Origin of the sequence: Streptomyces sp. NPDC014870 (genome assembly GCF_043081505.1) — a bacterium.
GTDB lineage: Bacteria > Actinomycetota > Actinomycetes > Streptomycetales > Streptomycetaceae > Streptomyces.
In genome coordinates this window covers 552,955-574,986 of the sequence record NZ_JBIBWQ010000003.1, presented here as the reverse complement: position 1 = coordinate 574,986, position 22,032 = coordinate 552,955, and the positions used below count along the sequence as shown (strand labels likewise).

Sequence of the window (22,032 nt, the reverse complement as noted above, 5' to 3'; positions counted from 1 at the left end):
GGGCCGCCCGTGGAAGACCGCATGCCCGGGGTGCGCGGGGGTACGCGGGGGTGTGGCGGGGCTCACAGGGTGGGGCGGACTCACAGGGGTGGGGCGCCGAGCCGGGGCCGGTTCGGCAGAACGGGCCGGGGAACCTCAGCAGAACGGGCCGGGGAACCACCCGAGCGGCCTGCGATGCCCGCCCGGGGGCGAGACGTGCATCAGGTGGCTGGTGAAGTGATGATCCTCCCCCAGCGCATCCAACGTGTCCTCGACCAGCGCGTCGAACTCGGCCACCGCCCGCTCGACCTCCCCCACCAGCTCGTACAGCCCGACCAGGTTCAGCCGCGAGGTCAGCGTGTCGGGGTGGTCGGGCCCGAGCAGGCTCCGCCGCTCGCGGAGGGTCGTCTCCTGGAGGGCGATCGCGTCGTCCAGGCGCCCGGCGTCCTGGTAGGCGATGCCGAGGTTGCTCCGCACCAGGAGCGTCTCCCGGTCGCCGGGTCCCAGCAACCGTTCGAGCCCGGCCAGCGCCCCTTCGAGGAGCGTGACCGCGCCGTCCTTGTCCCCCAGATGGCGCCGGTTGATCGCGAGCTTGCCCCGGGCCACGTGCGTCTCCACCCGGTCCTCACCCAGCACCCGCTCCAGGTCGGCGACGACCCGCGCCAGGAGTTCGCCCGACCGCTCCAGATCCCCACTGATGCCCAGGCACTCGGCAAGGCACTCCCGGCCGGCGACGGTCTCGGGGTGGTCCGCGCCGAGCACCCGTTCCCGGCAGGCGACCGCCCGCTCGTACCAGTCCTCCGCCTCCCACGTGTCCCGGTCCGACACCAGGAACTGCGCCCCTCGGTGCACCAGCGCGGCCGTGCGCGCGGTGTCGGTCGCCGGGTCGGCCTGCCCGACGTACGTCTCGACGTGCGGGCGCAGTACGCGCCAGGCGCTCCACTCCTCCCGGCTGTCGACGTGCTGCGGCAGGGCGGACATCAGCGCCTCCTCCGCGAGGGCGCGGGCCTCGTCGATGTCGTCGGCACGCCGGTGCGGATCGTCCCCGTCCGCCATGCGCGCGACGGCCTGGACGAGCCGGTGCACGGAGACGGCGCCGTCCTCGTGCAGCGTGACCATGCTGTGCGCGGCGAGCCTGCCGACCGCGCGGCGCACACGCGGCGCGGGACCGAGCCGGTCGAGGAGGTCACGGGGAATCCGGTCGGGCCCCCACCAGGCGAGGACGCGGAGGATGACCCCGGTCAGGGGGTCGGCCGCGGCGAGCCGGTCCAGGGTGAGCCGCCAGGTCCAGGCGACGGCCTGCTGCCCGTCGCCGGGCGCCGTCTCGTACAGGTCCGCCGGGTACTGCCGCAGCTGGTCGAGGTACTCGACGGGCGACGTGCGCGTCTCGGCGCAGTAGGCGGCCGCCTGGGCGACGGCGAGCGGCAGGTGGCCGAGCCTGGCGCAGAGGACGCGCACGTCGTAGCTGTCGCGGGGGCCGAGACCGGTGACGGTCTGCGCGAACATCGCGTACGAGTCGTCCACGTCCGGCACGGTCAGCGCGAGAACCTCGGCGAGACCGTCCCAGCCGGCCGCCTGCCTGGTCGTGATCAGGATCCGGCCGCGCCCGGAAACCCGGGCGAGCAGCGGCTCGACGTCGGCGGCCTCGGTGACGTTGTCGAGCACGAGCAGCCACCCGTCGTGCGTGGACAGCCAGTGCAACGCCCGCTCGCACAGGGCTGCCCTCGGGAGTACGTCGATGAGTGCGGGCTGCATCGCCCCGGCGAGGTCGGCGAGCCCGGCGTCGAGTTCGGCGCGGCTCTCGGCGGTGATCCACCACGTGGGGCGATGGCCCTCGGCCCGCAGGGCCGCCCAGTGCGCCGCGAGCGTCGACTTCCCGACGCCGCCGAGGCCCCGGAGGATGACGACACCGTCCTCCGGGATGCCCAAGTGATCGTCCAGCCACCCCAGTTCGCGTGCACGTCCGACGAACCGCACGCCCTTGCGCGGGATCCTGGAAAGACCGGCCGGACATGCGGCGGGCGCGAGGGCCTCGGGCGGGAGCAGGACCGCACGCTCGACCTGGGTGACGTAGTCACCGGTGGCGACCCGCCCGATGTTCCCGCCGGCCGCGACGGCCCGGTCCCCGGCGGCCTCGACCCCGCGCCCCTTGTCGCTCACGCGTCCCCCGTCGACACGCTCCCGATGTCCCCGCCCGCGGCCACGGAGCGGTCTCCTGAGGCCGTGACGGACCCTTGCGCGGGTGGCGGGGTGGGGCTGGGAGCGGGGTTCGGCGCGGGGGCCGGTGCCGGTGCCTGCGCGGGTGCCTGCGCGGGGGTCGTACCGCTGCCCGTGGCCACGGACCCGATGCTGCCGCCCGCCGCGACGGAGCCGGCGCCGGAGGCGGTCACGCTGGGCGGGGGCGCGGGCGCGGGCGCCTGAGGTGCGGCGGCTCCCCGGCCGAACTGGCCCCAGAGGGTGAGCCCGATGCCCACGGCGGCGAGCACGGCCCCGGTGACGCTCGCGATCTGGTCGGCCTTGCCGAGGTCGGTGAGCGCGACGGCGATCAGCGCGCCGAGCCCGACGACACCGACGCCAACGCCGGTCCAGAGGAGTGCCTTTGAGTTCACGCGCGTCGCCATGTGCCCATGATGACAGCGCGGCTGCGAGGCCGTGCGGGGCTCAGGCCAGCTCCTCCCGGACGAGCTGTGTCAACGAGCACTCGCCGAGCACCCGCAGGCAGTCGTCGAGCAGTTCGGCCGCCAGGGCCTGAGCCCGATCGCGTTGCTCCTGCGCGCCCTGGTTCAGCACATGGACGGAGGTGAGGCGCGACAGGAAGATGTGCGCGTCGTTTCCTCCGCCGATGCGCCGGGACATCTCGGTCACCTCCTCTGCGACGCAGAAGGCTCGCTCCGTCTCCCCCGCGGCGGAGAGCGCCAGCGCCAGGGAGCGCTTGATGGTGGTCTCCAGGAGGGGATCCCCGGGGGCCGCCTGCTCTGCCTCCGTCGCCAGTGCCTCCAGCTCCGCCACGTCCGGGTTCTGGCCGGTGAGGGTCTGGAGCAGTGCGTACCGTGCCTGGATCGTCAGGGGGTGTGAGGGCCCGAGAAGACGACGGCTGTGCTCGATGTTCTCGGTGAGCAGTGCCTCCGCCCGCTCCGGGTCGCGCCCCTGGACGGCTTCGGCCAGGAACCAGCGAGCTCGCAGGGTGTCCGGGTCGTCGGGACCCTGGACCCGCAGCCGGTCGGCGAGGTTGCCCGCCAGGAGGTCGATCGACGCGTCCTCGCCCTCCGCCATCCTCATCGTCAGGGCGAGGCTCTGCACCGCGCCCAGCGTGTGCGGATGGTCCGGGCCGTGCACCCTGCGCAGGGAGTGCACCGCCCGCTCACAGAGCGGGCGGGACCGGCTGATGGCCGTGTCCATCCCGAAGAACGTTCCGGCCAGCCAGAACAGCATGGCCGCACTGTCGGTGTCCTCCGCCTGAGGAGTGTGACCGGCCAGCGCCTCCGCGTGGACGGCCACCTGCCGTTCCACACCGGCCCCGTCCAGCGAGACGCCGTCGTACAGGAGCGCGACGGCGAGCTCACGGGCCAGGGCCGTGGGCTCCGCCAGGTCCGCCCGGACCACCGCCTGCACCAGCCGGTGGACGGCCAGCTCCCCGTTCCGCAGCGTGATCATGCTGTGCGCGGCGAGGCGTCGCACGGCCTCCGTGATCTCCAGGGGCGTGCCCAGCGGCTCCAGAAGCCGGCGCGGGATGCCTTCGGGGGCCCACCAGGCGATGACCCGGAGCAACGTCACCGCCAAAGGGGTGTCCCCCAGCCGGTCCAGGGTCACCTGCCACACCCGCGCCAGCGTCCGCGCCGCCTCGCCGCCCTCCGTCGTCGCCGCGAACATCTCCGCCGGATACGCGGCGAGCAGTTCCGCGTACGTACGTGGCGTGATGCCGGCCTCCGCGCAGTACGCCGCCGCCTGCTTCAGCGCGAGCGGGAGGCAGCCCAACTCCTCGCAGAGCGCGTCGAGTCCGTCGTCGGCCTCGCACACGCCCCTGAAGAGTTCCGCCGCCTCCCCCGGGTCCAGGACCTCAAGCGCCACCGCCCGCCCGATGTCCTGCCAGCCCGTCGCCCGCCTGGACGTGACCAGGACGCGGCCGGACCCCGCCCTCGCCAGGAGGGGGCGCAGGTCCGCCGGGTCGGAGACGTTGTCCAGGACCAGGAGCCAGCCCTCGTTCGTCGCCAGCCACTGCAACGCCCGCTCGCGCAGGGCGTCTTCGGGAAGGACGCCCACCACCGACGGCTGCATCGCCCGCGCGAGTTCCGCGAGGCCCGCGTCGAGTTCCGCCGGGGTCTCGGCCGTGATCCACCAGACCACCGTGTGGTCGGCCACCCGGTCCGCCGCCCAGCGGGCCGCCAGCGTCGACTTGCCGATGCCGCCCAGGCCGCAGATGACCTGGACCCCCGATCCCGCGTCTAGCAGGGCCAGTTCGCGCTCGCGGCCCACGAACAGCCGCGTCCGCTCCGGGAGATGGACCAGTCCGGACGCGCCCACCCGCAACGCCTCAGGCGGCAGCAGCGTCGCCCGTTCCACCTGCGTGACGAAGTCACCCGTGTTGACGCGGCCGATCGCCCCGCCCGCCGCCACCGAACGCTCGCCGGACGCCTCGGCCCCGGCCGCCCCCATAACCCCCGTCATAAGCCCTGAACGTTACTTCTTCAGCCCGAGCCCCAGCGGTCCCGCGATCTCCTCGGCCATCACGCGCCCCGCCTCCTCGGCGAGGTCGTCCTCCGTCAGGTCCTCGTCCGTGTCGAGGCCGTCGAGGGCGGCCAGGGGCTGGTCGAGGCGGACGTGGGCGACGAGGGACTGGAGGGCACGGAGGGTCGCCGAGGCCGTGGGGCCCCAGTTGGAGAAGTACGAGAACTGCCACCACCACAGCGCCTCGCTGGTGCGCCCCGCGCGGTAGTGGGCCAGGCCGTGGCGGAGGTCGGTGACGATGTCGGCCAGGTTGTCGGAGATCCGCGCCGGGACCGGGGCCTTGCGCGGCTCGTAGGGGTCGAAGACCTCCGAGAAGACGTCCACCGGGTCCAGGAGCGTGGCGAAGCGCTCGCGCAGCTCGTCCACGTCCGGCTCCGGGCCCGTGTCGGGCTCGTAGCGCTCGTCCGGGAGGATGTCCTCGTGCGCGCCGAGCCGGCCGCCCGCGAGCAGCAGCTGGGAGATCTCCAGGAGCAGGAAGGGCACCGCGCTGTCGGGCTCGTCGCCCTTGGCCACTTCCGTGGTCGCCACGATGAACGACTCGATCGAGTCGGCGATCTGGACCGCGAAGTCGTCCGGGTCCTGCGTGATCGCGTGCAGTGTGGCGTCAGACATCGCGAGTGCCTCCTTGGAGCGCGGGCGCGGGCGCGCAGACCCTGTCGTCATACATCTAGCAGTCGCCGCCCCTCGAAGGCACGCCCCAGGGTGACCTCGTCGGCGTACTCGAGGTCGCCGCCGACCGGCAGGCCGCTCGCGAGGCGGGTGACCTTGAGGCCCATGGGCTTGATCATCCGCGCCAGGTACGTCGCGGTGGCCTCGCCCTCCAGGTTCGGGTCGGTCGCGAGGATCAGCTCGGTGACCGTGCCGTCCGCGAGCCGCGCGAGCAGCTCCCGGATGCGCAGGTCGTCGGGGCCGACGCCCTCGATGGGGCTGATCGCGCCGCCGAGCACGTGGTAGCGGCCGCGGAACTCACGGGTCCGCTCGATCGCCACGACGTCCTTCGGCTCCTCGACCACGCAGATGACGGTCTGGTCCCGGCGCGGGTCGCGGCAGATGTTGCACTGCTCCTGCTGTGCCACGTTGCCGCAGACCGCGCAGAACCTGACCTTCTCCTTGACCTCCAGGAGCGCGTGCGCGAGGCGGCGGACGTCGGTCGGCTCGGCCTGGAGGATGTGGAAGGCGATCCGCTGGGCGCTCTTGGGACCGACGCCGGGCAGCCTGCCCAGTTCGTCGATGAGGTCCTGAACCACGCCTTCGTACAATGCCGGCGCCCTTCTCAGAAGTGCTTGTTTCTTACGGTAGTGGCTGCCGGGGCACCTTAGAAGCCCAGGCCGCGAAGCTGCTCGGAAGCGGCTCCGGAACGGCTCAGAAGCCCAGGCCCGGCATTCCGCCGCCGAGGCCCTGCGCCAGCGGGCCCAGCTTCTGCTGCTGGAGCGCCTGCGCGTTGTCGTTGGCGGCCTTGACCGCCGCGACGACCAGGTCGGCCAGGGTCTCGGTGTCCTCGGGGTCGACCGCCTTGGGGTCGATCACCAGGGCGCGCAGTTCGCCGGAGCCGGTCACGGTCGCCCGCACGAGGCCGCCGCCCGCCTGGCCCTCGACCTCGGTCGCCGCGAGCTCCTCCTGGGCGCGGGCGAGGTCCTGCTGCATCTTCTGGGCCTGCTGGAGGAGCTGCTGCATGTTGGGCTGGCCACCACCGGGAATCACGGTCACTCCTGGCATTCCGCCGGTATCCGGAGGACACCGGGACGACTGATGTTCGGTATGCCGAGCCTACGTGGTCCATGCCCGGCCTGCCGCCACAACTCTTTCGAGTGAGAAACTGCGGGCTCCTCTACCTGATCAAGACCCTCTTGCGGGCGGAAATCCCGGGATTCCGGGCCCACAGCCCACCATTCGGCGGTAGGAAGGGCAGGCACCACGTGCACCGCACGTCACAGAGCGACACGAGCGCTGAGCTGAACAGAGGAGTGCCCCGGTGAGCCAGCAGCCGGAGATGCCGCCGCAGCCGCCGCCCGGGCAGCCGGGACAACCGGGACGGCCCGGGCGGTCCGCCGCGCGCCGCGATCTGACCGGGACACCCTTCCCGCTCGGCGACTGGGGCGAGCCCGCGGAGCGTCTGGACGAGCTGTACCGCTGGGTCGAGTCCAACGCGCTGCGCACCGCGGAGTGGTACCTCTCCGACCGGGTCTGGAAGCGCCGCTGCGCCCGGGCCCTGCGCATAGGTACGGCGCTGGGCGTCATCGCGGGCGCCGCGCTGCCCCTCCTGGACCTGACCGACGTCGCCGAGGGGGCGGCCGGCTGGGGGTACCTGTCCCTGCTGCTCGGCGCCGCCTGCATGGCCTGCGACCGGTACTTCGGCCTCACCTCGGGCTGGATCAGGGACGTGGCGACCGCGCAGGCCGTACAGCGCCGGCTCCAGGCCCTGCAGTTCGACTGGGCGTCGGAGAGCGTGCGGGAGGTCCTCGGGCCCACCGAGGGCACCGCGAGCGAGGCGGCCGAGCGGTGCCTGGGGGTGCTGCGCCGGTTCTCGGAGGACGTCACCGAGCTCGTACGGGCGGAGACGGCCGACTGGATGGTCGAGTTCCGTTCCGGTCCCGCGCCGCTCGCGCTGCAGTCGGTCGGGGGCGGCACGCCCCGCCCCGAGGGCGGGCACCCGTCCTCCCGCTTCCCGCTCCCCCCGGGCACCCGCCCGAACATGCCCCGGCAGCGGCCGCCCGAGCCCCGCTGAACGTACGAGGACACGCGAGAAGGGCGCCCCCTCGGGGGCGCCCATCCGCTGTCCGGGCGCGTCAGCTGAGGATGATCATCGAGCCCTGGCCGAGGCTCCGCGTCGCCGCCGCGTGCAGCCCCAGCCACACATGGCGCTCGCGCGCGAACGGACTGTCGTCGTACGCGATCGGCCGGGCCGGCTCCTCCAGGGACGTGGGCCGCTCCGGCGGCAGCGGCGGGGCCGGCGGGTTGGCCGGGTCGATCCCGATGACGGGCGCCACGAACTCCAGCTCCCGCAGCAGCCCGTGCGAGGAGCCCAGCGGGCCGCCGCCCTCCAGGAGCTCGTCGGTGGAGAGCGGGGCGGGGAAGTCCACCGGGACGTACGCCCCGGCGTGGTCGTAGTGCCAGACGAGGTGGGACTGCTGCGCGGCCGTCTCGAACATCTCCAGGAGCTGTTCGTAGTCCCCGCCCAGCTCGTCGACCGGCTCGACGGGCAGGCCGCACAGGTGCAGCAGATAGGCGCGGCGCAGGAAGTGCAGCGCGTCGTAGTCGAACCCGGCGACGGGCGCGACGTCACCGGAGAGCCCCGGCATGTAGGCGTACACGGGGACGGTGGGCAGACCGGACGCGGTCAGGGCCGTGTCGTAGGCGGCGATCTCTTCGGCGAAGGGATTGTCGGGGCTGTGGCACAGCACGTCCACCAGCGGGACCAGCCACAGGTCACAGGCCAAGGGAGGCTCGCTCTCCGTCAGTTGCAGGGACGGCCAGGGTAGTCGGCGCGGTCGGCGCCGCACACCCGGTGGGGGGCCTGCCCCTCACCTGCCCCTCGACACGCCTCCCGACACGCCTCCCGACACCCGAAAGCGGCCGGGGAACGATCAGCGGGTCCGCGCCTCCAGGCGTTCCGCCCACTCCAGGGACTGCCGGTTGTACGCCCGCATGACCTCGGCCGCCGCCTCGGCGTCGCCGAGGGTCAGCGCGTCGACGAGGTCGACGTGCCCGCTCCACAGCCAGCCGAGGACGTCCCGGTCGGCGCGCAGGTACGGCACGGAGAACACCCAGGCCTGGACGCGGAGCCGGTGCAGGAAGTCGGCGATGTAGTCGTTGTCGGAGACCAGCCGGGCCAGCTCGCGCCAGTAGCGGATGTCGTAGCCGATGAGGATGTCGAGGTCGCCGGCGCGGGCCGCACGGGAGGCCGCCTCGCCCCGGCGCCGTATGGAGACGAGCGCGACCCCGCGCGAGACGTCGGGGCCCGGCGGGTGGGCGACGGGGTCGTGGCGGCGGAAGATGCCGTCCACGACGAGCATGCGGGCCTCGACCATGCCCCGGTAGTCGGCGATCGAGAACTGGTGGACCCGGAAGCCGCGGTGCTCCACGGAGTCGAGGAGCCCCTGCGCGGAGAGGTCGACGAGGGCCTCGCGGACCGGGGTCGCCGAGACGCCGTACTGCTCGGCGATCTGCTTGACGGTGAATTCCTCACCGGGCTGCAGACGCCCGGCGAGCACTTCGTCACGGAGCGCGTCCGCGATCTGCCGCCGCAGCGTGTTGCGGGTGACAGCTCCGCTCGCGGGCATGTGGTCGGTCCCCTCCGTCCGGCTTCGGGACACCCTAGACCAGACGGAGGGTTCGGCTCCGTGACGCTTCCCACCCCTTACGGGACCGGTACGCGCGTCACACCGTGTGCTCGTCGGCGACGGAGAGCGCCGCGTCGAGGGCGGCGAGGCCCTCCTTGGCCTCCGCCTCGGAGACGTTGCAGGCGGGGACGGCGTGGGTGCGGTTCATGTTGATGAAGGGCCACAGGCCGTGCTTCTTGGCCGCCGCGCCGAAGGCCGCCATGGGGGCGTTGGCCTCGCCGACCGCGTTGTACGGGACGAGCGGCTCGCGGGTCTCCTTGTTCTTGACCAGGTCGAGCGCCCAGAAGGTACCCATGCCGCGGACCTCGCCGACGGACGGATGACGCTCCGCGAGGTCGCGCAGGCCCGGGCCGAGGACGGTCTCGCCGATGTGGGCGGAGTGCTCGACGACCTTCTCGTCCTCCATGACCTCGATGGTCGCGACGGCGGCGGCGCAGGCGAGCGGGTGACCGGAGTAGGTCAGTCCGCCGGGGTAGGGCCGCTTGTCGAAGGTCGCGGCGATCTTCGCGCTGATCGCGACGCCGCCGAGCGGCACGTAACCGGAGTTCACGCCCTTGGCGAAGGTCATCAGGTCGGGCACGACGTCGAAGTGCTCGGCGGCGAACCACTTTCCGGTGCGGCCGAAGCCCGCCATGACCTCGTCGAGGACGAAGACGATGCCGTACTTGTCGCAGATCGCGCGGACGCCGGCCAGGTAGCCGGGCGGCGGGGTCATGATGCCGGCCGTGCCCGGGACGGTCTCCAGGATGATCGCGGCGATCGTGCCCGGGCCCTCGAAGGCGATGGTGTCCTCCAGGTGCGCGAGGGCGCGCTCGCACTCCTGGGCCTCGGTCTCGGCGTAGAACGGCGAGCGGTAGAGGAACGGCGCCCAGAAGCGCACGACGCCCGCGGAGCCCGTGTCGGAGGCCCAGCGGCGCGGGTCGCCGGTCAGGTTGATCGCGGTGGAAGTGGCGCCGTGGTACGAGCGGAAGGCGGAGAGCACCTTGTGGCGGCCGGTGTGCAGCCGGGCCATCCGTACGGCGTTCTCGACGGCCTCGGCGCCGCCGTTGGTGAAGAAGATCTTGTCCAGGTCGCCGGGGGTGCGCTCGGCGATGAGGCGTGCGGCCTCGGAGCGTACGTCGATGGCGAAGGCGGGCGCGAAGGTGGTGAGCTTCGCGGCCTGCTCCTGGATGGCGGCGACCACGCGGGGGTGCTGGTAGCCGATGTTGGTGTAGACGAGGCCGCTGGTGAAGTCGAGGTAGCGGTTGCCGTCGTAGTCCCAGAAGTACGAACCCTCGGCGCCGGCGACGGCGAGCGGGTCGATCAGGCCCTGGGCGGACCAGGAGTGGAACACGTGCGCGCGGTCTGCGGCCTTCACGGCCGCGCCGGCCTGAGGGTCGGGTTCGACATGAGGGGTCATATGCCCAGGGTAAGTACGTGCAGGTCGGAGCGGCCATGACCATCTTGTCCACCGAGACCGGGGGCGACGCGACAGGTTGCGTGCTCGGCCTCCCGGACGGCAATGATTGACAGCATGCTGTCGTCATGACAGTCTTCTGTCATCAGCGCCACGGCAGCACCGACAACCGCAGGAGGCCCGCAATGCCCCGCACCGTCCACCTCGCCGTCTACGACACCCTCGCCGACTGGGAGACGGGCCACGCCACCGCCTGGCTCGCCCGCTCCGGCTTCACGGTCAGGACCGTCGGCACGGCCGCCGACAAGCCCGTCACCACCATCGCCGGGACGCGGATCCTGACCGACCTCTCGCTCGACGACCTCAGGCCCGAGGACAGCGCGATGCTGATCCTGCCCGGGGCCGACCTCTGGGACGCGGGCGACGACCTCGCCCCCTTCGCGGCCGCCGCCCGCCGCTTCCTCGACGCGGGCGTCCCCGTCGCCGCCATCTGCGGCGCCACCGCAGGACTGGCCCGGGAGGGCCTGCTCGACGACCGCGCGCACACCAGCGCCGTCTCGTTCTACCTGGCCGCGACCGGCTACGCGGGCGGCGAGCACTACGTCGACACGGACGCGGTCACCGACGGCGACCTGATCACCGCGGGACCGACCGAGCCGGTCGCCTTCGCCCGCGAGGTCCTCGGCAAGCTCGGCGCCTTCGACGGAGCCAAGCTGGACGCCTGGTACCGGCTCTTCCACGACTCGGACCCGGCCGCCTTCGAAGAGCTGAACGCGTGAGCAGGGACGAACAGGACGCCCTGTCCCGCACGGCCCTGGGCGTCTTCCGGCTGAACGGCCAGTTCCTCGCCACGTCGGAGCAGCTGGCCGAGCCGGCCGGCCTGACCGCCGCCTGGTGGCAGGTCCTGGGCGCCGTGCTGACCGAGCCGCTGCCGGTCGCCGGGATCGCCCGCGCCATGGGCATCACCCGGCAGAGCGTGCAGCGGATCGCGGACCTGCTCGTGGAGCGCGGCCTCGCCGCCTACGCCCCGAACCCCGCCCACCGCCGCGCCAAGCTCCTCGCCCCGACCCCCGAGGGCCGCGCCGCGATCCGCCGCATCGACCCGGGCCACGCGGACCTGGCGGCCCGCCTGACCCGCGAACTGGGCGGCCTGGAGGCCTTCCAGGAGACCGTACGGGTCCTGGAACGGCTCTCGGGGGCACTGGACGCGCTGGATGCGCAGGAAGAGGCCCGCTGAGGCGCGCCTCCCCTAGGCGTCGGGGTTCTTGCCCGTGGCAGCGGTATTGATGCGCTGGACCTGAAACGTGGCGAACGACTGCAGGTCGTTGTCCTTGGGCAGGGACTCGCCGAAGACGAACGCCACGACGGTGCCTACGCGCAGCACCACGCCCGGGCGGTCCCCGTCCGCGTAGGCATCGGTCTCGTCGGCGCCCGCGTCGACGGTCAGCGGCTTGGCGTCGGGCTTCCCGTCGTGGATGTCGGAGACCATCGACTTCATGCCCACCTTGGCGTTGTCGATCGAGTCGTACGCGAGGAGCTCGAAATCCACGAACGTCCCACTCGTGGTGTACCGACTGTTCCCATGCGAGGTGAGCCCGGCACAGCTGAATCGGGCCCCCTGCTCGCAAAGCTTCTGCAATTCACTCCCGTCCCTGACGAGGGGCGAATCCCCCTTCCAGCCCTTCGGGGCGGCGAGTTCGCTCGGGATGGCCTGGGCCAGCTGAGACGGGTTGAACGGCGCGTCGGCCGCGCGACCGTCACCGGCGCCGCCACCACTGGTACTGCCCTCCGAGCAGCCCGCCAGCGCTAGTACCAGCGTGATACCCGCAGCCGCGCCACGCTTCGTTCGGAGTCTCCTCACTCGCTCCCCCATCAGTGATTGCCTATCAGCTGTACTTTGATGCAACGGAGTTCGAACCAAGTGCCGGAAGAAGAGGCTCCGGTCAGTAGCGCTCCCACGGCTTCTCGCCGCCGGTGCACACGAAGGTCGCTCTGTTCCACCTGCCCAGGGTGTCGCTGCTGGAGCCGCCGGAGCGAATCGTGCCGAGGATGAGGAAGGACGGGTCACCGACTACGATCTCACCGCGCTTCCACTCCCAGACGACGGCGGTCACGGGCAGCCTGTTGACGTACGAACCGATGTAGTAGCCCTCGACGGAGAGGCACGCCTTCGTGCTGGTGGACGTCCAGTTCAGGTAGGTGAAGTCGCCGCCCTTGTAGAGGCAGAGCTTCGCGCTGGGGCATGCGGTTGCCGCGGCCGCCGGAGCCGCGTTGACGAGGGCTCCGCCCGAAGCAAGGGCGAGCGCGGCGGTCATCGTTGCGGCCATGCGCTTGAAATTCATGGATTGGTCCCCGTTTCTTCAGTGATCGGTGGATTCTTGGCGTCCAGGCCGGGCGATCCGGCCTGGCGTGGCGGACGGCTGTCCGGGCCGCGTCGGCGATCCGGTCGTGATGGTCGCGTGGCGGCGTCAGACCTCTTCGAGCACCGGGGGCCAGTACGGTCCGGCGCCGCCCGTGCACATCAGGTTCGCCTCGTCCAGAGCCTGCGAGGTGTTGCTACTGGAGCCTCCGGGGCTGGTGGCACCGACCAGGTACGCGGTCGTCTCCGTCGCCTTCCAGTACTCCACTTTCACCGGCAGGTTGTTGTCGTAGGACCAGATGCTGTAGAGGCCGGGACCCAGGTGGTACTCCGCCAGCCTGAAGCACCGGGCGGTCCTACCTGTCTCGAACATCATGGTCCGGTACAGCGTGCTTCGGTAGAGACAGAGCTTTCCGGCGCCGCACGGCTCGGCGGCCGATGCTTGAGGTGCGGCGGCCAGGGAACCGAGCACCGCGGCGCCCGTGGCGAGGAAAGCCGAGACGTTCCTACGAAAACGCATACTGCTTCCTCCGCTGACTGACCGCCATCAGCCCCGCACCCCGCCGGCGCAGGTATCGGATGGCTCCCGGCCAGAGTCTTGCCCCAGGTGATCAGCCTTTCCAGGGTCGGCGAGTGCAGATAATTGGGTTGCCCTGGCTGGCGCCCGGGCTCAGCCCTAGTGAGAGGTTCCGCATGAAGCTGCCGGCCAGCGACCGAGGCCGCCTCAAGGAGATCCTTCAGGCGCGCCGATCCGCGATCGACCCGGTCACCGTGGGGTTCCCCAAGCGCGGACCTGGTCCCGGTCGACGGGCCGCCGGCCTGAGTCAGGAACAGATGGACGTGCTGCTCACGCGCACTCCGGGCACGTACAACCGGTTCGAGAACGGCCAACTCGCCAACCCCGGTTCCGATCTCCTCACCTCAGTCGCGAGGACGCTGCTGCTGGACGAGCAGGAGTGGGCGTTCATGTGGCTGATCACCCGCAAGGAGAACCCGCCCCATGCCCTGTACAGCAACTCGGGGACAGCCATAGCCAACGCGTGGCAGCGGCTCATCGATCACATTCACGGCGCGTTGGCGTACGTCAATGACGCAGAATGGAGCGTCATCGCTCACAACGAGGACTTCCGACGCCTCTTCCCTCGCGGACAGGCCCCCACCAACGTCATGCGCTGGATGCTCCTCGACCCCGAGGCACGCACCGACGTGCTGATGCAATGGGAGACCCATTGGGTGCCGGCCATGATGCCCCACCTGAAACACAGCGTTGAGCTACGACCGGAGAATCCTGCGCTCGGTCGTCTCGCGTACGACGTTCTCAACGACCCCGTGACCGGCCCGCTGTACCGGGAGCATGCCGCAGCCCCCGTGCCCTTTTTCGACGGCTCCGAACTCCCCATCCGCCACGCCGTTCACGGACCCGGCCGACTCACGACCTGCCTCGCCGAACCCGTCACAGCACCCGGCGCCAGCCTCAACCTCAGCTACTACGCACCTCTCTAGGACGGCCCCCCGCCCGCCAGGATGTCGGCGTAGACGATGATCGCGGCGCTCTTGCCGTACTTCTCCGCCTTCGCCTGCTGGAACTTCCCGCTCCGCACGAGGACCTTCCTGATGTGGATCCTCGTGCCGATCGGGAAGGTCATCTCCTGCTCGGACTTGTTGTTCTTGCCGAGCTCCCGTCCGCGGTGGCCCTCCGGCAGGGTGAAGTCCCACACGATCTCCTTGCCCGCCACGTACGTGTGGGTCAGCGGATCGCCGTACGTGGTCGACAGGATCGCCGGCCATTCGATCGTCTCGTCGAGGGACACCTCGCCACCCTCCGGGTGGCTCTCCTGCTGCTTCAGGACCCCGCCGAACGACTCGTACATGTACTTGCTGTCACCGCGTACGACGTTGCCCTCCTCGTTCGCGGGCGGTGTCGCGAAGTCGTCCCACACGCCGTTGATCCGCGCGAAGATGTCGAAGGTGTCCGCGAGGCTCTTGGTGTCCCAGCTCTGCGTGATCTGCTCGTCCGCGTAGCCCCGTGCCATGGCGATGTTGCGCCACGTCAGCAGGACGTCGTTCTCCTTGGACAGGTAGGAGAAGCCGGGGGTCCCGATCGCGGACGGACTGAAGCCGACCTGGACGAGGGCCGCGAGGAGCGGGTTGATGCGGCGGTAGTCGGCGCTGAGGTAGTTCTCGCCGAGGTCGAGGTCCTTCTGCTTCTGCTTGGCGGCTAGGACCGCCGGGTCCAACTCCTGCGCGCGGGCGGCGTCGTACTCGGCCCGCGAGGCCTCACGGCCCTCGACCGTGCCCCACGACTTGTCCTTCGTGGACGCCCGGGGCTTCTTGCCGTCCTTGCCCTCGGACATCAGGTAGGACCCGAACCTGAAGCTCAGGATCGTGTGCCCCTCGATGTCCCCCTCGTCCGTGTGCCGGACGACCGGAGTCCCCTTCTCAAGACCCTCCGCCAGGGTGCGCTGCACGGGCGCCTCCGCCGCGCCCGTCGTAGCGGTCTCGGGGCCGGCCTCCGCGCGCTGCACGTCCGAGGAGGCCTCGGGAGCCGGACGGCTCATCACCGCGCGGGCGTTGGCCTCGGCGGCGCGCTCGAAGCGGTCGGACGGGTCGGAGACCTTGAGCCCACTGCCGTTGTCGGTGCCGCTGACCGGTCCCTGGCGCTGCTGGATGACATGGGTGAGCTCATGGGCGAGGGTGTGCGCGTCGCCGCCGCCCTCGCCGATGACGATGTGGCTGCCCGAGGTGTAGGCACGGGCCCCGACCTCGGCGGCGGAGGCCTTCGCCGCGCCGTCGGTGTGGATGCGTACGTCGGAGAAGTCGGCGCCGAGCCGGGACTCCATGTCCGTACGGGTGGTGTCGTCCAGCGGCCGGCCGGGCTTGCGCAGGACGTCGTGCACGGCGGAACGCTGGACCGCGTGGGCGGCGAGGGCGGCCGAGCGCTGCACGGCGGCGACCGGGGGCGCGTCGTGGCCGCAGCCGTCGCCGTGCCGGTGCTCGGCCTGATCCATGCCGTGGCCCGCCCGGCGGAGCATCTGGACCACCGCCGCGTTGCCCACGGCGCCCTGCAGCGCGAGGAGTTCGGACCGTGGCTGCCCGGTCTCGGCGGGAGCGTTCCTCGCGCCCCGGCCGTCCTTGGCGCCGGTGGCCTCCTCGTTCTCGCGCTCGCGCATCGGGCTCCGCCCCTCCTGGGATTCGTCGGCAACCTCCCACTCAACCCGACGGCCACGGCGCGGCGGAAGGTACTTCAGGGCAGAGGTCGAGGGGCCCGGCGACGGTCTCCCGCAGCACTTCCGTGCAGAGCGCACGCAGCAGCAGGGTGTGGACGAACCGCCCCGGCTCCGACGGCGGACACCACCACGACAGCGGCCAGGTCCGCCCGTCCAGGGCCGGCACGGGTACGTAAGCGACCTGCCCGGGCCCTGAGTTGAAGCGGGTCGCGCCCCGCGGCCAGGCCCGATGGGCCGTCGTCCCCGGGGGCACCAGGAAGTAGACCCCGCGCCTGCCGTTCGCCTCGACGACGACCGGCCCCGGATCCCCACCGGTGAGCCGTTCGAGCCGGCCCGCGAGACGGCGTCCGTCGTCGCCGTCCACGCGCACCGCGTCGAATTGCACGCCCGCCTTGCGCAACTGGAATCCGGAAAGAGGAATCCAGCCCATGTTCACCGCACGATTCTCTGAATTCACGAGGACAGTTTCGCGCGTCACCGCTAGCGTTTCCACGACTGAGAGGACGCGTCGGCAACCCCTCGACCTGCGCCAACGCCACTCGTAGTCAGTCGAATTGGGCGGGGAGCATTTGAGACCGGTTGAGACCGGTTGAGTTCGATTGGGGAGCGCAATGACGCGTTCGGAGAACAGGGAACCAGTGGGCACGGCCGCACGCATGGTGGCGGTCATGGCAAAGAAATTGAGGGTACGGAAAGGGCTGACACAGGAGCAGCTCGGCTCCCGCATGGGTTATTCGGGCGCCGCGATCAGCGCGATGGAGCGGATGCTCCATCCGATCAGTGACGAGATGCTCGAAAACGTGGAGGAGGCACTCGGAGACGGCAGCGGCTTCTTCGAGGGCATGCGGGAACTGGTACGGATGGAGAAACTCCCCGAGCAGTTCCGCGACTACGCGCCCATCGAACAGACCGCCGTCTCGCTGTGGCTGTACGCCAACCACGTGGTGCACGGGCTGTTCCAGACGGAGGCGTACATGCGCGCCCTGATCGGGGGCGGTTACCCCGAGCCGAGCGCGGAGCGGATCGAGGAGCTCGTCGCGGGCCGGATGGCGCGCAAGGCGCTGTTCGACCGGAAGCCGACGTGCGAGATCGAGCTCGTCCTCGACGAGTCGGTGCTGCTGCGGCCGTTCGGGAGCCAGGAGGTCATGCGGGCGCAGTTGCTGTACCTGGCGGAGTGCGCGAGGAGGAAGAACGTGAACCTTCAGGTGCTGCCGCTGGATGCGGGGTTGAGGGGGGAGTACGCGGCCGACCGGGGCAACCTCACGGTGGTCGAAACCCCCCAACACGACCGTGTCACCTTCCTGGAGATCCAGGGCGAAAGCCTGCTGATCACCGACCGGACGAAGGTCAGCACCCACATGCAGCGGTATGCGAAGATCCGGGCACAGGCCCTGGACCCGCGCGAGTCACTGGGCCTCATCGAACGGTTGGCGGGAGCGACGAGATGAGCGACACCCTGCACTGGTTCAAGTCCAGCTACAGCGACGACGGTGGCGGCAGCTGCGTCGAGGTCGCCTTCGAATGGCGCAAGTCCTCGTACAGCGACAGCGGCGGCGGCGAGTGCGTCGAAGTAGCCACCTGCCCCCACTCCGTCCACGTCCGTGACTCGAAGGTCCAGGACGGCCCGGCCTTCGCCGTCGCGCCGGCCTCCTGGAGCGCGTTCCTCGGCTGGCAGGGCTGACCTGGAGGACCTCCGTCCGGGACACGTCCCGGACGCGTCCCGGACGGGGGCGGGCCTTTCGCCCGGTCCCGTCCGGCGACAAAAGTGGCGCTCCGTCAGGCCCCTTACCCCGGGGCCCAAGCGACGGAGGAATGTCCATGCGTATGCGTGTACTCGCCGCGGCGGGCGTCCTGGCCGGCACCGTGTTGACCAGCACGATGGTGGCTCCCGCTCAGGCGACCGGCACCGGTACGACCGGCACTGCGGGCGCGAGCGCCGGGTGGGTGATGTCGATCGGCGGTCCCATCAGGACCTGTGACGCGGCGCGGTGTGACGTCGTCTACCAGACCTCGTACGGCGAGGACGTCTACTGGACCACCAGCAGGGTCAACTCGGCGGGCAACCGCTGGTACAAGGTGACGTCCCCCGCGTCCGGCTGGATCTACTGCATGAACATCAGCGCACCCTGCTGACATGACAACGATTCCCGGGGCCCTCCGCCGAGGGTCCCGGGAATCGTCACGCACGCTCTACAGGGGTGTCAGCAGGACAGGTTCGATCCGGTCGGCACGCCCAGGATCTGGGCGAACTGCTGGTACTTGGTGACGCGGCTCTGGACCTGCGCCGGGTTCTTGCCGTCGCACTCCAGGGCTCCGTTGATGGAGCGGATCGTCTGGCCGAAGCCGGCGCCGTTGACCATGGCGTTGTGGGCGGTCATCGTGCCGGGCCCGTTCTGGGTGTTCCAGTACCAGAGGCCGGTCTTCCAGGCGACGGCCGCTTCGCGCTCGACGCGGTACGGGTCGCCCAGGAGGTTGATGCCGAGGGCGTCGCCCGCGGCCTTGTAGTTGAAGTTCCAGGAGAGCTGGATCGGGCCGCGGCCGTAGTACGCGGCCTGGCCCGCGGGGCAGCCGTAGGGCTGGCTGCTGTCGCAGTAGTGCGGGTAGTTGGCGGTGTTCTGCTCCACGATGTGGACCAGGCCGCCGGTCTCGTGGTGGACGTTGGCGAGGAAGGCGGCGGCCTCCTGCCTCTTCACCGTCTCGCCGCCGGTGGTGGCGAACGCGGGGTAGGCGCTGAGGGCGGCGGTCAGGCCGCTGTACGTGTAGAAGGAGTTCCGGCTCGGGAACATCTGGTTGAACTGGGCCTCGCTGACGACGAATCCGGACGTCGGCGGCGGGGTGGTGGGCGGAGTGGTCGGCCCACCATCGCACGCACCCTGGTCGGCCCAGACGCCCCACTCGCCGGTCGTGCCGGGAGTCTCGTTCTGGGTCCACCACTTGGCCTGCCAGTTGCGGCCGTTGTGCGAGGCGGTCATGCCGCCCGTGTAGACGCTGGACGAGTTCCACGCGGCCGCACAGGCGGCGGCCGCGCCCGCCGTGGAGACGGGGAGGAAGACGGCCAGACCCAGGGCCGTACAGAATGCGGACAGGAGTATGAGCAGACGACGCGTCATGTCGCTGGTCCTTCCGTGGGGGAAGGCCCAGCGAAGCGCCTTTGGTCTGGACCTGTCAAGGTCTAGACCAACACTCATGACGGTGACAGTCGGGAGTGACAGTTCGGCGCGTCAGTTCCCGGGCACGTCCCGGGCCTCGGCACGGCGAAGGCGCCGAGCACCTTCCGGTGCCCGGCGCCTCACACGTACCGAGGTGGCTGGATCACGAGCTAGATCATGAGGATGATCCTGCCCGGCCGGTGACCCGCCTCCGCCCTGCGGTGCGCCTCCGCGACCTCCTCCAGGGGCATCACGTCCGCCACCCGGGTGATGATCTCCCTGGCCGCCACCTTCTCCAGGGTCTCCTTCAGCCGTGGCGCGTCCGGCCTGCCGAGGACGGTCTCCACCCGGATGTCGCGTTCGGCGGCGGGCGTGCGGTCGGGGACGAGGGCGACGAAGGCGCCGCCGCCCTTCACGCACTCGAGCAGCGGGGCGCCGAGGAAGGCGCCGTCGAAGACCCCGTCCACCCGTTCGGGGACCGCGGCGAGGACCCGCTCGACGATCTCGTCCGGGGTGCCGCGCTCCACGGGGTGCTCGGCGCCGAGGACCTTCAGTTCGTGCTGGTCGCCCTCGTGCGCGATGGCGACCACGCGCAGCCCGGCGGCCGCCGCGTACTGGACCGCGAGCCTGCCCACCACTCCGCTCGCCCCTGAGACGAGCAGCGTGGCGCCCTGCGGGAGGTCGAGCACGTCCAGGCCGCGCTGGGCGGTGGCCGCGGCGAGCGGGACGGAGGCGGCCACGGTGTAGTCCACGTCGTCCGGGATCGGGGCCACCCAGTCCGGTTCGGCCCAGATGACCTCGGCGTACGTGCCCTCGCCGGTCAGCGCCTCGAACCAGGGGACGAACCCGGCCACGCGGGTGCCCGCCGGCATGTCGGGCAAGGGGTCGATCAGCCTGCCCGCGAAGTCCGTCCCCAGGACGAACGGGGGCCGCAGCTCCCCGACGACGTCGGCGTACCGGCCGGCGCGGATCCGCAGGTCGGCCTGGTTGACCCCGGCCGCCTTCAGCCGCACCCGGACCATTCCGGGCCGCTCACCGGCCTCGGGCTCCGGGCGGCGGGCCATTCTCAGGACCTCAGGGCCGCCGTAGGCGGTCACTTCGACGACACGCATGGGGTTCCTCTCCGCCAGGCCCCCTCGTGGCCATTACACCCACGGTCACCACCCCCGGCAACCGTTGTTCGGCCAACCCGTGCCCGGCGGATGCGGTGGCCGGACGCGGTGGGCGGACGCCGTGGCCGAAAGAACTGAACGAACGGAGAACTCCTGGTGGCGGAAAGCGACCTCCCCCACGGATCCGCACACGCGTCCGTACCGTCACGTCCGTGGACTGGGTTACCGCCGAGAACGTCATCGCCGTGGTCACCGCGCTCCTCGGTGTCCTCGTCTCCGCCGGTGTGGTCGCGTACGAGCGCTTCCAGCAGCGGGGCAAGCGGCTCGGGTACCGCGTACAGCTCAACACGCCCCTGCGCGAGGGAGCCGAGACGGCCGGCACCCTGACCCTGCGCGTCGGCGACATCGCGGAGAACGGCTCCCACCTGGTCCTGCTCCGGATCGAGAACGACGGCCAGCGGGACATCGACCACGGGGACTACGTGCGGTCGGCCTCCGCCACCGAGACCGAGGGGCTGAAGATCACCTTCAGCGACAAGGACGTCAAGGCGGTGGTCGCCACCATCCCGCAGGAGTACGAGTCGGTACGGGACGAGGTGCGGGCCGGGCCGGGGCTGCGCAAGGAGGGCACGTCCGTCCTGCTGCCCAAGGTGTCGCTGGAGCGCAAGCAGTACTTCAAGCTGCTCGTGATGCTCTCCGGCAGCGTGACCGAGCGCGCGATCCAGATCACCGGCATCCGGGACGCCGTGGACGTGCACCGCAACGAGTCCCGGAGCGTCGACGACAAGACGCCGACCTTCAGCCCGGCCGCCCGCAACATCACGCTCGTCCTCGCCGCCTGCGTGGTGACCCTGGCAGGCCTCATCGTGGCCCGCGACGCCCCGCCGCCCATCGGCTGCGCCAAGGGCACCCTCAAGGTCACCGGCTCGACCGCGTTCGCCCCGGCGGTGCGGGAGCTGGCGGGCAGGTACCAGAAGGACTGCGAGGGCTCCACGATCACCGTGGACGCGCACGGCTCGACCGCGGGGATACGGGAGCTGGCGACGGCCGGCGAGGCGAGCGGCGGCAAGGGCGCCCCCGCGGTCGTGGCGCTCTCCGACGGCCGCAAGCCCGGCGGCTTCCCGCAGCTGCGCGAGAACATGGTCGCCGTCTCCCTCTTCACCCTCGTCCTCAACGACAAGATCCCGGTCGAGAACCTCACGGTCGCCCAGATCCAGGCCATCTACCGGGGCGAGATCGACAACTGGAAGCAGATCCCCGGCGGCCCCGACCGCCGCATCCTCCTGGTCAGCCGGGACGCCAACTCCGGCACCCGCGAGGTCTTCCAGCGCCGGGTCCTCGGCCGCAACGAGCCCGCGAACTCCTCCCGGGACTGCGAGAACCGGGACGACCACGAGGCTCCCGCGACCCGCTGCGAACTGGACAGCACCGCCCAGGTCCTGTCCACGGTCGCCAAGCTGCCGGGGGCCATCGGCTACACCGAACTGCGCGCGGTGAGCGGGCAGAAGGGGCTGCACAAGGTGGCCATCGACGGGCGCGTCCCGAACGTGGACGAGATCGGCGCGTCGACGTACCCGTACCGGGAGATCGAGTACGCCTACACCTGGGGCGAGCCGCCGGCCGACTCGCTGACCTCCAGTTTCCTCACCTATCTGCGGCAGGGGCGCGGCCAGGACGTCATCCGCACCCACGGCCACCTGCCGTGCGCGACGCCCAAGGGTCTGCGGATCTGCGGCGAAGGATGA

General features: G+C 71.2%; 24 protein-coding genes. 8 read left to right on the top strand and 16 right to left on the bottom strand.

Annotation, left to right across the window (positions count from 1 at the left end; all coding sequences use genetic code 11):
- Positions 1 to 135: 135 nt before the first annotated feature.
- From ACF09C_RS11325 to ACF09C_RS11300, 6 genes are all read right to left on the bottom strand, one after another.
- Positions 136 to 2,139, bottom strand: a complete 2,004-nt coding sequence (locus ACF09C_RS11325; RefSeq protein WP_392091105.1) for a tetratricopeptide repeat protein — start codon at positions 2,137 to 2,139, stop codon at positions 136 to 138.
- Complete coding sequence (locus tag ACF09C_RS11320) at positions 2,136 to 2,600, bottom strand: hypothetical protein (protein WP_392091104.1); 465 nt, start codon at positions 2,598 to 2,600, stop codon at positions 2,136 to 2,138. Before ACF09C_RS11320 ends, ACF09C_RS11325 begins: the two co-directional genes overlap by 4 nt.
- Positions 2,601 to 2,640: 40 nt before the next feature.
- Positions 2,641 to 4,632, bottom strand: a complete 1,992-nt coding sequence (locus ACF09C_RS11315) for a tetratricopeptide repeat protein (protein WP_392091103.1) — start codon at positions 4,630 to 4,632, stop codon at positions 2,641 to 2,643.
- Positions 4,633 to 4,656: 24 nt separating this feature from the next.
- Entirely contained in the window at positions 4,657 to 5,316 is a 660-nt protein-coding gene (locus tag ACF09C_RS11310; protein WP_392091102.1) for a DUF5063 domain-containing protein, read from the bottom strand.
- A gap of 47 nt (positions 5,317 to 5,363) precedes the next feature.
- Positions 5,364 to 5,963 (bottom strand): recombination mediator RecR, encoded by a 600-nt coding sequence (gene recR, locus ACF09C_RS11305; protein WP_362414947.1) that lies wholly within the window; start codon positions 5,961 to 5,963, stop codon positions 5,364 to 5,366.
- 103 nt (positions 5,964 to 6,066) lie between these two features.
- The gene (locus ACF09C_RS11300) at positions 6,067 to 6,405 is read right to left on the bottom strand and encodes a YbaB/EbfC family nucleoid-associated protein (protein ID WP_362415098.1); all 339 of its coding nucleotides are present in this window, start codon (positions 6,403 to 6,405) and stop codon (positions 6,067 to 6,069) included.
- Between the two features lie 289 nt (positions 6,406 to 6,694).
- On the opposite strand from ACF09C_RS11300, the gene ACF09C_RS11295 reads away from it, so the two are divergent.
- A complete protein-coding gene (locus tag ACF09C_RS11295; protein ID WP_392091416.1) occupies positions 6,695 to 7,429 on the top strand; it encodes an SLATT domain-containing protein in 735 nt (244 codons plus the stop codon).
- Between the two features lie 61 nt (positions 7,430 to 7,490).
- Here the strand turns inward: ACF09C_RS11295 and ACF09C_RS11290 are convergent, their stop codons facing one another.
- The 3 genes from ACF09C_RS11290 to ACF09C_RS11280 all read right to left on the bottom strand — a co-directional run bounded on the left by ACF09C_RS11290 (position 7,491) and on the right by ACF09C_RS11280 (position 10,443).
- Positions 7,491 to 8,141: a hypothetical protein gene (locus tag ACF09C_RS11290; protein ID WP_392091100.1), complete on the bottom strand. Its 651-nt coding sequence runs from the start codon at positions 8,139 to 8,141 to the stop codon at positions 7,491 to 7,493.
- A 147-nt stretch (positions 8,142 to 8,288) separates the two neighbouring features.
- A complete protein-coding gene (locus ACF09C_RS11285) occupies positions 8,289 to 8,984 on the bottom strand; it encodes a GntR family transcriptional regulator (protein ID WP_392091099.1) in 696 nt (231 codons plus the stop codon).
- A gap of 97 nt (positions 8,985 to 9,081) precedes the next feature.
- Positions 9,082 to 10,443 (bottom strand): aspartate aminotransferase family protein, encoded by a 1,362-nt coding sequence (locus ACF09C_RS11280; RefSeq protein ID WP_392091097.1) that lies wholly within the window; start codon positions 10,441 to 10,443, stop codon positions 9,082 to 9,084.
- Between the two features lie 182 nt (positions 10,444 to 10,625).
- On the opposite strand from ACF09C_RS11280, the gene ACF09C_RS11275 reads away from it, so the two are divergent.
- A complete protein-coding gene (locus ACF09C_RS11275) occupies positions 10,626 to 11,219 on the top strand; it encodes a DJ-1/PfpI family protein (protein ID WP_392091096.1) in 594 nt (197 codons plus the stop codon).
- Positions 11,216 to 11,677, top strand: coding sequence for a MarR family winged helix-turn-helix transcriptional regulator (locus ACF09C_RS11270; RefSeq protein WP_392091094.1), 462 nt, complete (start codon positions 11,216 to 11,218; stop codon positions 11,675 to 11,677). Before ACF09C_RS11275 ends, ACF09C_RS11270 begins: the two co-directional genes overlap by 4 nt.
- A gap of 12 nt (positions 11,678 to 11,689) precedes the next feature.
- On the opposite strand, the gene ACF09C_RS11265 is transcribed toward ACF09C_RS11270, so the two are convergent.
- The 3 genes from ACF09C_RS11265 to ACF09C_RS11255 form a co-directional block, all read right to left on the bottom strand.
- Complete coding sequence (locus tag ACF09C_RS11265) at positions 11,690 to 11,989, bottom strand: hypothetical protein (protein WP_392091093.1); 300 nt, start codon at positions 11,987 to 11,989, stop codon at positions 11,690 to 11,692.
- A gap of 394 nt (positions 11,990 to 12,383) precedes the next feature.
- Positions 12,384 to 12,782, bottom strand: a complete 399-nt coding sequence (locus ACF09C_RS11260) for a proteinase inhibitor I36 SMPI (RefSeq protein WP_392091091.1) — start codon at positions 12,780 to 12,782, stop codon at positions 12,384 to 12,386.
- Positions 12,783 to 12,908: 126 nt separating this feature from the next.
- Complete coding sequence (locus ACF09C_RS11255; RefSeq protein ID WP_392091090.1) at positions 12,909 to 13,319, bottom strand: peptidase inhibitor; 411 nt, start codon at positions 13,317 to 13,319, stop codon at positions 12,909 to 12,911.
- 173 nt (positions 13,320 to 13,492) lie between these two features.
- Here ACF09C_RS11255 and ACF09C_RS11250 point away from each other — a divergent pair, with 173 nt between their 5' ends.
- Positions 13,493 to 14,302 (top strand): XRE family transcriptional regulator, encoded by an 810-nt coding sequence (locus ACF09C_RS11250; protein ID WP_392091089.1) that lies wholly within the window; start codon positions 13,493 to 13,495, stop codon positions 14,300 to 14,302.
- On the opposite strand, the gene ACF09C_RS11245 is transcribed toward ACF09C_RS11250, so the two are convergent.
- Both ACF09C_RS11245 and ACF09C_RS11240 read right to left on the bottom strand, forming a co-directional pair.
- Positions 14,299 to 15,969 carry a DUF4157 domain-containing protein gene (locus ACF09C_RS11245; protein ID WP_392091087.1) on the bottom strand — a complete coding sequence of 557 codons (1,671 nt, stop codon included), beginning with the start codon at positions 15,967 to 15,969 and terminating at the stop codon, positions 14,299 to 14,301. The genes ACF09C_RS11250 and ACF09C_RS11245 overlap by 4 nt on opposite strands.
- A gap of 40 nt (positions 15,970 to 16,009) precedes the next feature.
- On the bottom strand, positions 16,010 to 16,456 hold the full coding sequence (locus ACF09C_RS11240) for a hypothetical protein (RefSeq protein WP_392091414.1): 447 nt from the start codon (positions 16,454 to 16,456) through the stop codon (positions 16,010 to 16,012).
- A gap of 181 nt (positions 16,457 to 16,637) precedes the next feature.
- Between ACF09C_RS11240 and ACF09C_RS11235 the strand changes: the two genes are divergently transcribed.
- The 3 genes from ACF09C_RS11235 to ACF09C_RS11225 all read left to right on the top strand — a co-directional run bounded on the left by ACF09C_RS11235 (position 16,638) and on the right by ACF09C_RS11225 (position 18,159).
- Complete coding sequence (locus ACF09C_RS11235) at positions 16,638 to 17,474, top strand: helix-turn-helix transcriptional regulator (protein WP_392091085.1); 837 nt, start codon at positions 16,638 to 16,640, stop codon at positions 17,472 to 17,474.
- The gene (locus tag ACF09C_RS11230; RefSeq protein ID WP_392091084.1) at positions 17,471 to 17,707 is read left to right on the top strand and encodes a DUF397 domain-containing protein; all 237 of its coding nucleotides are present in this window, start codon (positions 17,471 to 17,473) and stop codon (positions 17,705 to 17,707) included. Before ACF09C_RS11235 ends, ACF09C_RS11230 begins: the two co-directional genes overlap by 4 nt.
- A 137-nt stretch (positions 17,708 to 17,844) precedes the next feature.
- Positions 17,845 to 18,159, top strand: coding sequence for a hypothetical protein (locus tag ACF09C_RS11225; protein WP_392091083.1), 315 nt, complete (start codon positions 17,845 to 17,847; stop codon positions 18,157 to 18,159).
- A gap of 68 nt (positions 18,160 to 18,227) precedes the next feature.
- Here ACF09C_RS11225 and ACF09C_RS11220 read toward each other — a convergent pair whose 3' ends face one another.
- Positions 18,228 to 19,136 carry a glycoside hydrolase family 19 protein gene (locus ACF09C_RS11220; protein ID WP_392091082.1) on the bottom strand — a complete coding sequence of 303 codons (909 nt, stop codon included), beginning with the start codon at positions 19,134 to 19,136 and terminating at the stop codon, positions 18,228 to 18,230.
- 209 nt (positions 19,137 to 19,345) lie between these two features.
- A complete protein-coding gene (locus ACF09C_RS11215; protein ID WP_392091081.1) occupies positions 19,346 to 20,287 on the bottom strand; it encodes an NADP-dependent oxidoreductase in 942 nt (313 codons plus the stop codon).
- A 212-nt stretch (positions 20,288 to 20,499) separates the two neighbouring features.
- On the opposite strand from ACF09C_RS11215, the gene ACF09C_RS11210 reads away from it, so the two are divergent.
- The gene (locus ACF09C_RS11210) at positions 20,500 to 22,032 is read left to right on the top strand and encodes a substrate-binding domain-containing protein (protein ID WP_392091080.1); all 1,533 of its coding nucleotides are present in this window, start codon (positions 20,500 to 20,502) and stop codon (positions 22,030 to 22,032) included.

Excerpts from the sequence above, each read along its gene's own strand:
- ACF09C_RS11230 (WP_392091084.1), top strand. The coding sequence starts at position 17,471 with ATGAGCGACACCCTGCACTGGTTCAAGTCCAGCTACAGCGACGACGGT.
- ACF09C_RS11240 (WP_392091414.1), bottom strand. The coding sequence starts at position 16,456 with ATGGGCTGGATTCCTCTTTCCGGATTCCAGTTGCGCAAGGCGGGCGTG.
- ACF09C_RS11245 (WP_392091087.1), bottom strand. The coding sequence starts at position 15,969 with ATGCGCGAGCGCGAGAACGAGGAGGCCACCGGCGCCAAGGACGGCCGG.
- ACF09C_RS11295 (WP_392091416.1), top strand. The coding sequence starts at position 6,695 with ATGCCGCCGCAGCCGCCGCCCGGGCAGCCGGGACAACCGGGACGGCCC.
- ACF09C_RS11235 (WP_392091085.1), top strand. The coding sequence starts at position 16,638 with ATGACGCGTTCGGAGAACAGGGAACCAGTGGGCACGGCCGCACGCATG.
- ACF09C_RS11225 (WP_392091083.1), top strand. The coding sequence starts at position 17,845 with ATGCGTATGCGTGTACTCGCCGCGGCGGGCGTCCTGGCCGGCACCGTG.
- ACF09C_RS11260 (WP_392091091.1), bottom strand. The coding sequence starts at position 12,782 with ATGAATTTCAAGCGCATGGCCGCAACGATGACCGCCGCGCTCGCCCTT.
- ACF09C_RS11275 (WP_392091096.1), top strand. The coding sequence starts at position 10,626 with ATGCCCCGCACCGTCCACCTCGCCGTCTACGACACCCTCGCCGACTGG.
- ACF09C_RS11250 (WP_392091089.1), top strand. The coding sequence starts at position 13,493 with ATGAAGCTGCCGGCCAGCGACCGAGGCCGCCTCAAGGAGATCCTTCAG.
- ACF09C_RS11215 (WP_392091081.1), bottom strand. The coding sequence starts at position 20,287 with ATGCGTGTCGTCGAAGTGACCGCCTACGGCGGCCCTGAGGTCCTGAGA.
- ACF09C_RS11220 (WP_392091082.1), bottom strand. The coding sequence starts at position 19,136 with ATGACGCGTCGTCTGCTCATACTCCTGTCCGCATTCTGTACGGCCCTG.
- ACF09C_RS11315 (WP_392091103.1), bottom strand. The coding sequence starts at position 4,632 with ATGGGGGCGGCCGGGGCCGAGGCGTCCGGCGAGCGTTCGGTGGCGGCG.
- ACF09C_RS11310 (WP_392091102.1), bottom strand. The coding sequence starts at position 5,316 with ATGTCTGACGCCACACTGCACGCGATCACGCAGGACCCGGACGACTTC.
- ACF09C_RS11280 (WP_392091097.1), bottom strand. The coding sequence starts at position 10,443 with ATGACCCCTCATGTCGAACCCGACCCTCAGGCCGGCGCGGCCGTGAAG.
- ACF09C_RS11285 (WP_392091099.1), bottom strand. The coding sequence starts at position 8,984 with ATGCCCGCGAGCGGAGCTGTCACCCGCAACACGCTGCGGCGGCAGATC.
- ACF09C_RS11255 (WP_392091090.1), bottom strand. The coding sequence starts at position 13,319 with ATGCGTTTTCGTAGGAACGTCTCGGCTTTCCTCGCCACGGGCGCCGCG.
- ACF09C_RS11320 (WP_392091104.1), bottom strand. The coding sequence starts at position 2,600 with ATGGCGACGCGCGTGAACTCAAAGGCACTCCTCTGGACCGGCGTTGGC.